A 9,609-nucleotide genomic window follows, 5' to 3' on the forward strand; every position below is an offset into this window, starting at 1 on the left:
GGCGATCGGCGATCGGCGATCAGCGGGATCCGGTATGGGTGGGGCCGCTGCCGTGTCGGGCGCGCGCTTGGCGGCCGGGCGCGAGTCGGTAAAAGCCGGAAGGGGCCGTGAAATCGGACGTGGGCCACACGACGTGGGCCGGGGATCGTGGGCCGGGGATCGTGGGCCACACGACGTGAGTCGGGGATCGTGAGTCGGGATGGCGGGGCGGCGGGCCGGTCCTTTTGTTCGGAAAAAAAGATGGCTTGTTCCGGTACATCCGTCGCGGCGGACATCGGCCAGGTCGTGGTATTCCGGCGGAATAGGACGGCTGGCGTGTCGGGAACGGGGTGCTGATGTATCTGTTGTCTCGAGTTGACGCCGCCTGGTAGCGAAGTAGTTTTATTCCTACAAATAGCTGGCTCGCGGTGGAGGCGATCGTATGGAGCAGCAGCAGGCGCAGGAGCTGGAGCAGCGGCTGCGGGGGGACTGGGAGCAGATCCGCCACCAGATCCTCGATCAGTTCGTCCAGGTCAGCATCGCGGACCTGGAGGCCGCCACCAGCGTCAACGATCTCGTACGGCGGATCGCCGACAGGTCGCACCACACCGAGCCCTACGTCGAGACGCGGCTGCGCGAACTCGTCGGTGTCACGGTGCCGGGCGCGCAGGCCGGGCAGGCCGCGCAGGCCGAGAGCGGAGGTGAGGGGACGCGGCCGGGCGCCGAGGCCCAGGGTGAGGGCAGCGGGCCGGCCACGGCGGAGGCAGGCGGGCAGCCGGGTGCCGAAGCGGAGCAGGGCGGTGAGACGAGGGATTTCAGCCAGCCAGCGGAACCGTTCGGTGGGCCACGGCAACCGTTCGGTGGCTCGGAGGACCCGCAGCAAGAATCGTGAAACCGGTGGCAGGACCTATCGTGAGACCGGTGGAAAAACCGGTGATCGGGCTCTTCCGGCTGATTTTCCCGGACTGATTCCGGCCGGCCCGGATCCGGCCCGGCCGGATCCGGGCCGGTGCCAGCGTGGGTTCCGGGGCGCCGGCCGGGGAAATTCCCGGCCGTCGTCCCGAGGCATGTTCCCGGCGGGCCGCTCGCCGGGAACATGCCTGCCGGGAACATGCCTGCCGGGGGCTCCGGTTACAGCGGGATGTTGTTGTGGCCGCCGCGGGGGCCGGCCGTGGTGAGGCGCTCGTCCGCGGCGGGGTGTTCGGCCGCGGTGGCGAAGGTCCGCGCGAGGGTGCGGCGGGTGCGGGCCGGGTCGATGACCTCGTCGACGACGCCGAGGGACAGGGCGCGGTCGACACCCCCGGCGACCCGCTGGTGCTCGGCGACGAGCTGGGCGCGCAGCTCCTCGCGCCGCTCGTCGTCCGCGGCGGCGGCCAGCTTCCGGCGGTGCAGGATGCCGACGGCGGCCTCCGCCCCCATGACGGCGACCTCGGCCTGCGGCCAGGCGTAGACGGCGGTCGCGCCCAGCGAACGGGAGTTCATCGCGATGTACGCCCCGCCATAGGACTTCCGCGTGATCAGGGTGACGCGGGGCACCACCGCCTCGGCGAAGGCATGCAGCAGCTTCGCGCCCCGGCGGACCACACCGTCCCACTCCTGCCCGACGCCGGGCAGGTAGCCGGGCACGTCGACGACGACCAGCAGCGGCACGCCGAACGCGTCGCACATGCGCACGAACCGGGCGGCCTTCTCCGCGCTCAGCGAGTCCAGGCAGCCGCCCTTGCGGATCGGGTTGTTGGCGACGACTCCGACCGTGTGCCCGCCGAGGCGGCCGAGGCCGATGACGATGTTGGGTGCCCAGCGGGGCTGCAGCTCCTCGAAGGCGTTCCACGGCCCGGCGCCGTCGAGGATCTCCAGCAGCAGCGGGCGGACGTCGTAGGCGCGCCGCGCCGTCGCGGGCAGCAGCTCGCGCAGGTCCCGGCCGTCGTCCACGGTGTCCGGGTCGAAACGGCCGGGGCGGGTGAGCAGGCCGGTGATCCGGCGGGCCCGGACGAACGCGTCGTCCTCGGTGTCGACGGTGACGTGCACGACCCCGGAGCGGCGGCCGTGCGCGTCGACGCCGCCGAGGTCCGCCATGTCGATCTGCTCGCCGGTCACGCTGCGCACGACGTCGGGGCCGGTCACGAAGATCCGGCCGGACGTCGACATGATCACGATGTCGGTCAGCGCGGGGCCGTAGGCGGCGGCGCCGGCGGCCGGGCCGAGCACCACCGATATCTGCGGCACCCGGCCCGAGGCCCGGGTCATGGCCGCGAACATCCGGCCGGCGCCGTCGAGGGACTCGACCCCGTCCGCGAGCCGGGCGCCGCCGGAGTGCCACAGCCCGATCACCGGCCGGCCCTCGCGCACCGCCGTGTCGATGGCGTCGACGATGTGATGGGCGCCGCCGAGGCCGAGAGCGCCGCCCATCACCGTCGCGTCGGTGCAGTAGGCGAGGACGGGGGCGCCGTCGATCCGCCCGCGCACGGCGAGCACGCCGGTGTCGTCGGCGGGGTGCAGGGCGGTCACGGAGCCGGTGTCCAGCAGCTGGGCCAGGCGTGCCGCGGGGGCTCTCCGATCGGCCTGGACGTCGTCGTCGGCGGCGGGCCGGGGAAGAGCGATCCTGGCAACGGCGTCCTCGGGACGAGCCGTCAACCCTGTCATCTGCTGCCTCCTCCTGGCGAACCCCGGCGCATCCGGCGGGTTCGGCGAACAACGGTGAATGACGAACAGCGATATGTGGCGAACAGCGGTGAATGACGAACAGTGACGCATGGCGGACGCGGTGAAGTGCGGTGAAGTGCGGTGAAGTGCGGTGGGCGATGAGGCGGGACGAAAACGGCCGGCGCGCCCCGCGAGGCTCGGGTGGCCGGCCCGGCACGGGCCGGGCGGCTCGCCGCCACGGCCGGGCCCGGCCGCGCGGGGTGCGCTGGACGTGATCCGCGAGGGTCAGTCGACGATCACCGGGAGACGGTCGGCGGTCAGCCGCCACTCGTCCGTGACCGCCGTCGGCCGGGGGCCGGCCTCGGGCTCGAGGGGGTAGCGCAGCACGCTGCGGAAGTACGCGATCCGCCAGCCCCGCTCGGTGTGCACGACGATGCTCAGGTAGTCGCCGTTGGTGGTAGTCCCGTCCGACCGCAGCGCGATGTAGCGGCTGTGGGTCCGCACGGTCCCGTCCGGGTCGGTCAGGATCAGCGTGTTCACCGTCTGGTGGTCGGCCCCGTCCGGCTGCCGCTGGCCGAACAGCTCCCGGGCGGCGTCGATCCCGCGCAGCTGGACGCCCTCACCGTAGCCGAGCTCGATCTCGACGTCGTCGGTGAAGAGCAGGGGCAGGGCGTCGAGCGCGCGGTTGTCGTACACGTGCGCGATCAGCGCGATGGTCTGGTGGATCTCGGCGACGTCGGCGGCCGACAGTTTGCGGGTCATGCCGGGATCGCGCCGAGCTGCTGGAGGATGGTGAGCCGGTCCGGGGTGACGACGTAGTCGACGACCTTGCCGTCATGGAACGTGATCAGGCTGATGCTGGTGCCGTCGATGGTGTTCCCGGTGCCGGGCACGCCCCAGACCTCGCCGGAGTGGATGCCCTGGATACGCCAGAAGACGACAACCCGGTCACCTTCGGCCACGATGTCGGTGACGGTGGTCTTCAGGTCGGTGACGTTGTGCCGCAGCTCGGTGACGTGGCTGGCGAAGCTGTCGCGGCCGAACGTGCCGCTGCCGGTGCTCCGGCTGGCGTCCTTGGCGAGGAAGTCGTCGAGCAACTCCAGCCGGCCCTCGTTGACGATCTCCTCGTACAGGCGCCGGGCGATCGTCTTGTTCGTCCGAAGACTGTCCAGGCTGTCCGTCGCGACGGCCGCCGCCGTCCCGGCGAGCTGGTCAGTGGTGGTCATAAATCTTTCCCTCTCATAAATGCCGTGAACGTCATGAATGTTGTGAACATCGTGCGTGCCGGGCCCGCGGCCGGCATGCATGCGGCCGGCACGAACGCGGCAGGCGTGAATCCGCCGTGCGTGAATCCGCCGTGCGTGAATCCGCCGGGTAGTGGTGGACGGGGGCCCCCGGTGGATCCGCTGAGGGTGGATCCACCGGGGACGCGTGTCCCGGCACCGGCACCGGGCGCACCGGGCGTCCCCGAACCGGGTGCCCCCGCAGTGGGTGTCACTGCATCGGCTCACCGTCGTACGTCGGGGGCAGCAGGAAGCCGTTGCTCGCGCTGAGGCCGCCGTCGCTGGGGATCACCGCGCCGGTGATGTAGGAGGACTCGGGGGTCGCGAGGAACCAGATCACCTGGGCCTGCTCGCGCGGGTCGCCCCAGCGGCGCAGCGGGATCCGCCGGTTGATGTTCGCGAACAGCCGGGGATCGTGCTTCACCGGCGCCGTGCGCGGGGTGAGGGTGATGCCCGGCGCGATCGCGTTGATCCGGATGCCCTGGTAGCCGTAGTCGAGCGCGGCCGACCGCACCAGGTTGATCGCCGCCGCCTTGGTGGCGTTGTACGCCCAGGTGTAGGGGTCGCCGCGCAGCCCGGCGCCGGAGGCCGTCACGACGATGGCCCCGCCGCCGGCGGCCCGCAGCGCCGGAGCGGCGGCCCGGATGCCGAGTGCCGCGCCGCGCACGTTGACCGCGTGGACCCGGTCGAGCTGCTCGATCGCCCCGGGGGCCTCGATCGGCGGCGCGCCGCCGATGCCGGCGTTGAGGACGGCGGCGTCGAGGCGGTCGAAGTGCTCGAGGGCCAGCCGCACCGCCTCGACGTTCGCCTTCTCGGTGGAGACGTCGCCCTCGAGCGTCACGACGTTCTTGATGCCCTCGAGCTCGGCGAGGCCGGCCGTGTCGGGGTCCACGGCGACGACGCCGTAGCCTCGTTCGGCGAACAGCTCCACGGTCGCCCGGCCGATCCCGGCGGCGGCGCCGGTCACGACGACTGCCGGAAGTGTCATGCTTGTCCCCTCTGCTGGTTATCTATTGGTGACCCGGGGCCGTCGGCGGCGCGAAAAACGATCACGCTGCTTCTGGTCCACGGGGTGGGTCGTCCGGGATGTCCGCCGCGAGGCCGGTCCCGATGCCTGGCCGGTGCCCGCGCGCTGCCTGGCTGATGCCCGTCCGGTGCCCGGCTGACGCGCGGTGTGGGACGCGCGGGCCGGGCCCCGGTGCGCGGGCTGGATCCGTTCATGGGCCGCTCAGGTCGCCTGGGCAAGCGACGCCAGCCACTTGGCCACCGCGGCGACGGTCGTCCCGGTGTCCTCCTCAAGGATGGTGAAGTGGTCACCGGGGACGTCGATGATCTCGTGCGGGAGTGTCCAGTACGCCCGCCAGTCCGGCCGGCCCGCCGTCTCGGCGGGGGTGCCGGCCAGCGGCTGTTCCGCACGGATGAGCAAGGTGCGGGCACGGACCTCGGACGGCTGCCAGTCCCCGAAGATCCGGTTGTAGGTGCCCATGGTGGACAGCCGGGTGTCCAGCGTCGAGATGTCGAAGCGGTCGAACCGCTCCACCAGCGCGGTGATCATGGCGGCGTTCCACCACTCCATCCCCGGCCGGGAGGGGGTGTCGATCGGGTAGGAGTCGACCAGGATCAGCCCGGCCGGGAAGATCCCCTCCGCCTCCAGGCCGGCGACGACCGAGTTCGCCACGCAGCCGCCCATCGAACGGCCGAGGACCACGAACGGCTCGTCCCCGACGACCTGCCTGACCGCGTCCACGTGCATCCGGATCAGCGTGGCGGCCGAGCCCGGGAGCAGGTCGCCCGTGGGCAGCCCCGGGGCCGGCACCACGTGGACGTCCCGCTCGTCGCGGAACAGGCTGCCGAACCGGGAGTACTCGTGCGGGCCGGACAGCGCCGACAGCGCCGGGAAGCAGACGATGTTCGGCCGGGACGGCCCGGTCACCAGGGTCAGCGGGGGCGGGGTGTGCTCGTGGCGGTCCGCCTCGTCGAACGTCGAACGCAGGCTGGACGCCACGACCAGCAGCTGCGCGGCGGCGTTCATCTGCCCGGCGTCGAACAGCCGCCGGTACAGACCGCCGATGCCCCCGCCGACAGCGGCGACGGCGTCGGCTGACGGCCCGCCGCTGCCCGCGCCCGCCGCCAGCGCCGACGGCGTCCCCCGCCCGGCGGAATCGGGCCCGGCGGAGTCGAGCCGGCCGGCGATGAGCTCGGCGACGTCGGCCGGGGACGGATGGTCGAAGGTGAGCGTCGCCGGCAGCCGCAGGCCGGTGTGCGCCTCCAGCCGGTTGCGCAGCTCGACCGCGGTGAGCGAGTCCAGCCCCAGCTCGACGAAGGCGCCGGTGGCGGAGACCGGGTCGGCGTCGGCATAGCCGAGAGCATTCGCGGTTTCGCTACGCACAAGCTCAAGTATGACCGCGTCACGTTCGGCCCCGGACAGGCCGGTGAGCCGCTCGCGCAGCGCCGACCGGCCACCCGCCGGCGCCGTGCCCGCCGCCCGCCGGGCCGGCCGGACCAGCCCGCGCAGCAGCGCGGGCACCCCGGCCGACGCGGACCCGGCGCGGATGGCGGCCAGGTCGAGCGGCGCCGGCACCAGCAGCGCGCGGGCGGTGCGGGCGCCGGCCGCCAGCGCGGTGTCGAACAGCGCCACGCCCGCCTCGTCCGACAGCGGCCGCAGCCCGGAGCGGGTGATGCGCTCCCGGTCGGCGTCGGTGAGGCGGGCGGTGACGCCGCTGGCGAGCGCCCACTGGCCCCACGCCAGCGACAGCGCCGGCAGGCCGTGCGCCCGGCGGTACGCCGCGAGCGCGTCCAGCGCGGCGTTCGCCGCCGTGTACGGGGCCTGCCCCGTCCCGCCGGTGAGCCCCGATAGGGACGAGAACAGCACGAACGCGGCCAGGTCGTGCCCGCGGGTGAGCTCGTGCAGGTGCCAGGCGCCGTCCAGCTTGGGACGCAGCACCGCGTCGAGCCGGTCACCGGTGAGGCCGGCGAGCAGGCCGTCGTCGGCGATGCCGGCGGCGTGCACGACCCCGGCCAGCGGATGCTCGGCCGGGATAGCGGCGAGGACGCCGGCGAGCGCGCCACGGTCGGCGGCGTCCGCGGCCACGACGGTGGCGGTCGCGCCGAGCTCGGCGAGCTCGTCCCGCAGCGCCACCGCGCCGGCGGCGTCGGGACCGCTGCGGGAGGTCAGGACGAGGTGGCGGACGCCGTGGGCGGCGACCAGGTGGCGGGCGACCAGCGCGCCGATCGCGCCGGTACCACCTGTGACCAGAACAGTGCCGCCGGCGGCGAACGGCGTCCCGGCCGCTGTGCCGGCCGCTGTGCCGGCCGCTGTGCCGGCCGCTGTGGTGTCCGCCGCTGTGGTGTCCGACGTGGTGTCCGGCGCGTCCAGCGCGGTGTCCGTGGTGGACGCTGAGCTGCCCGCGGCCACATCCGTGCCTGGGCCTGCCGTGCCGGCCGGGTCGGCCTCGTCGGCCGGGTCGGCCGCCGGAACCCGGACCAGGCGGGGGACGGTGACGCTGCCCGCGCGGATCGCGAGCTGCGGCTCGCCGCCGGCGTCCGCGACGGCGAGCGCCGCCGGCAACGCCGCGGCCGAGGCGGGATCGTCGTCGACGTCGAGCAGGACGATCCGGCCGGGATGCTCGGCCTGCGCCGAACGCACCAGCCCCCACACGGCGGCGGACGCGACATCGACAGCTTCGTCAACAACTTCACTGCCAACGGCCCCGCTGCCGACAGTTCCGCCGCCGGCGGTCCCGCTGGCGTCCGTCTCCTGAGCGGTTGTCGTGTGCGCGTCGGCTGTGCCCTGGGGGTCGGCTGTGCCCTGGGCGTCGGCGGGGATGCCGTCCACGGCGACCGCGTGCCGGGTGACGATGACGAGCTGGGTGCCGTCGACCCGACGTTCGGCGGTCCACGCCTGCACCTGGGCCAGGACGCCGCGCGCCGTTGCGTGCGCGGCGGCCAGGACGTCACCGCCAGTGCCGCCGGTGCCGCCGTCGCCGGCGCCGGCGCTGTCGTTCGGGCCGCTGCCGTCGACGCCGGTGGCCGGCAGGCCGCTGGCGAAGACCAGGCCGGGGGTGGGCTCGCCGAGGTCGAGGGCGGCGGTGAGGTCGGTGAGGTCGGCGAACGCGCGGGTGTCCGCGCGGACCTGCCGCAGCAGGTCGCGCAGGTGCTCCTCGGTGCCGAGCACGGACCAGGTCCGCCGGTCGGTGGCCGTCGACGTCGGCAGCGGTTTCCAGTCCACCGCGAACAGGGTGTCGTCGTCCGTCGCCCCGCCGGCGGCGGCCCGCGCGGCGTTGATCTGCGCCGAGGACACCAGCCGGCCGGTGAGCGAGGCGATCGACAGCACGAGCGCGCCGGTGCCGTCGGCGGTGTGCAGGGACAGCCGGTCCGGCCCGGTCACCGCCAGCCGCACCCGCAGCGCGGACGCGCCGGCGGAGTGCAGCCGCAGGCCCGACCAGGCGAACGGGAGCTGCACCTGGCCTGGCGGGGCGTCGAGCAGCCCCCGGTGGGCGCTGACGTGCACGGCCGCGTCGAGCAGGGCGGGGTGCAGGCCGAAGTCGCCGGCGTCCGCACGTACCTGCTCGGGCAGCTCGATCTCGGCGAACAGCTCCTCGCCCCGTTCGGACTGCCGCCGCCAGGCGGCGCGCAGCCCGCGGAACGTCGGCCCGTACACCAGCCCCGCGCCGGCCAGGGCTTCGTAGACGCTGTCGACGTACGCGCTGCCGCTGCCGGGACCGCCGTCGCCGTCGCTGTCGTCACCGTCGGTGCTGATGGCCTCGGCGCCCGGAGGCGGCCAGGTCGCCAGGGCCTGCGCGGCGGCCGCCTCGGCCGCCGCCGCGTCCGCGCCGGGGGTGTCGTCGGCGGTCAGGTAGCCGCTGACGTGGCGGGTCCAGCCGTCGGCGCGGGGCTGCTCGCCGTCCGGCCGCGAGTGGACCGCGATCGGCCGGCGTCCCGTCTCGTCCGGTGTGCCGACGACGACCTGTACCTGGACGCCGCGCCGGCCGGGCAGCACCAGCGGCGCCTCGGCGATCAGCTCGTCGACGGTGTCGTACCCGGTGATCTCGCCGGCGTGCAGGGCGAGCTCGATGAACACCGTGCCCGGGACGATCACGGAGCCCAGCACGGCGTGGTCGGCGAGCCAGGGGTGGGTGTGCAGGGAGAGCCGGCCGGTGAGGATGGTCTGGTCGGTGTCGGCGGGGGTGAGGGCGGCGCGCAGGAGCGGGTGCTGGGTGGCTGCGAGGCCCAGGGTCGTGGGGTCGCCGCTGGTGGTGGCGGGGCGCAGCCAGAAGCGCTGGCGCTGGAAGGCGTAGTTGGGCAGGGGGACGGTGTGTGGCAGGGCGATCGCCGCGTCGGGGCCGGTCGTGTCGGGGCCGGTGAAGAGGGCGGGCCAGTCCAGGCGGACGCCATGGGTGTGTGCGGTGGCGAGCGCGGTGAGCAGGGTGGCCGCTTCGGGCCGGTTGCGGCGCAGCAGGGGGACGGCGACGGGGGCGGTGCGGCTGCCGGTGCTGTCGCCGGTGGTTTCGTCGCTGGTGCTGGTGCTGGTGCTGGTGCTGGTGCTGGTGCTGGTGCTGGTGCTGGTGAGGGTTTCGTGGGTGAGGGCGGTCAGGACGGGGTCGGGGCCGAGTTCGAGGTAGGTGGTGGTGCCGTGGTGGTGGAGGGTTTCGGTGGCGTGCTGGTAGTGGACGGTGGCGCGGATGTGGCGGGTCCAGTGTTCGGG

The 9,609-nt window shown here is 74.0% G+C and carries 6 protein-coding genes; 1 reads left to right on the forward strand and 5 read right to left on the reverse strand.

Annotated elements, in window-relative coordinates:
* The first annotated feature begins 421 nt into the window (after positions 1-421).
* Entirely contained in the window at positions 422-871 is a 450-nt protein-coding gene (locus AC5LSR_RS20015) for a hypothetical protein (protein ID WP_445548778.1), read from the forward strand.
* 239 nt (positions 872-1,110) lie between these two features.
* Here the strand turns inward: AC5LSR_RS20015 and AC5LSR_RS20020 are convergent, their stop codons facing one another.
* The 5 genes from AC5LSR_RS20020 to AC5LSR_RS20040 all read right to left on the reverse strand — a co-directional run.
* On the reverse strand, positions 1,111-2,622 hold the full coding sequence (locus AC5LSR_RS20020) for an acyl-CoA carboxylase subunit beta (RefSeq protein ID WP_250286221.1): 1,512 nt from the start codon (positions 2,620-2,622) through the stop codon (positions 1,111-1,113).
* 285 nt (positions 2,623-2,907) lie between these two features.
* Positions 2,908-3,384 carry a nuclear transport factor 2 family protein gene (locus tag AC5LSR_RS20025; protein ID WP_250286219.1) on the reverse strand — a complete coding sequence of 159 codons (477 nt, stop codon included), beginning with the start codon at positions 3,382-3,384 and terminating at the stop codon, positions 2,908-2,910.
* A complete protein-coding gene (locus tag AC5LSR_RS20030; RefSeq protein WP_250286217.1) occupies positions 3,381-3,848 on the reverse strand; it encodes an ester cyclase in 468 nt (155 codons plus the stop codon). The genes AC5LSR_RS20025 and AC5LSR_RS20030 overlap by 4 nt, the downstream gene beginning before the upstream one ends.
* Positions 3,849-4,116: 268 nt before the next feature.
* A complete protein-coding gene (locus AC5LSR_RS20035) occupies positions 4,117-4,893 on the reverse strand; it encodes an SDR family NAD(P)-dependent oxidoreductase (RefSeq protein ID WP_013873904.1) in 777 nt (258 codons plus the stop codon).
* A 240-nt stretch (positions 4,894-5,133) separates the two neighbouring features.
* Positions 5,134-9,609 (reverse strand): type I polyketide synthase (locus tag AC5LSR_RS20040; RefSeq protein ID WP_493468814.1); only part of this gene is annotated, 4,476 nt, incomplete at its 5' end.

The organism is Protofrankia sp. CiP1_Cm_nod4 (assembly GCF_982290645.1).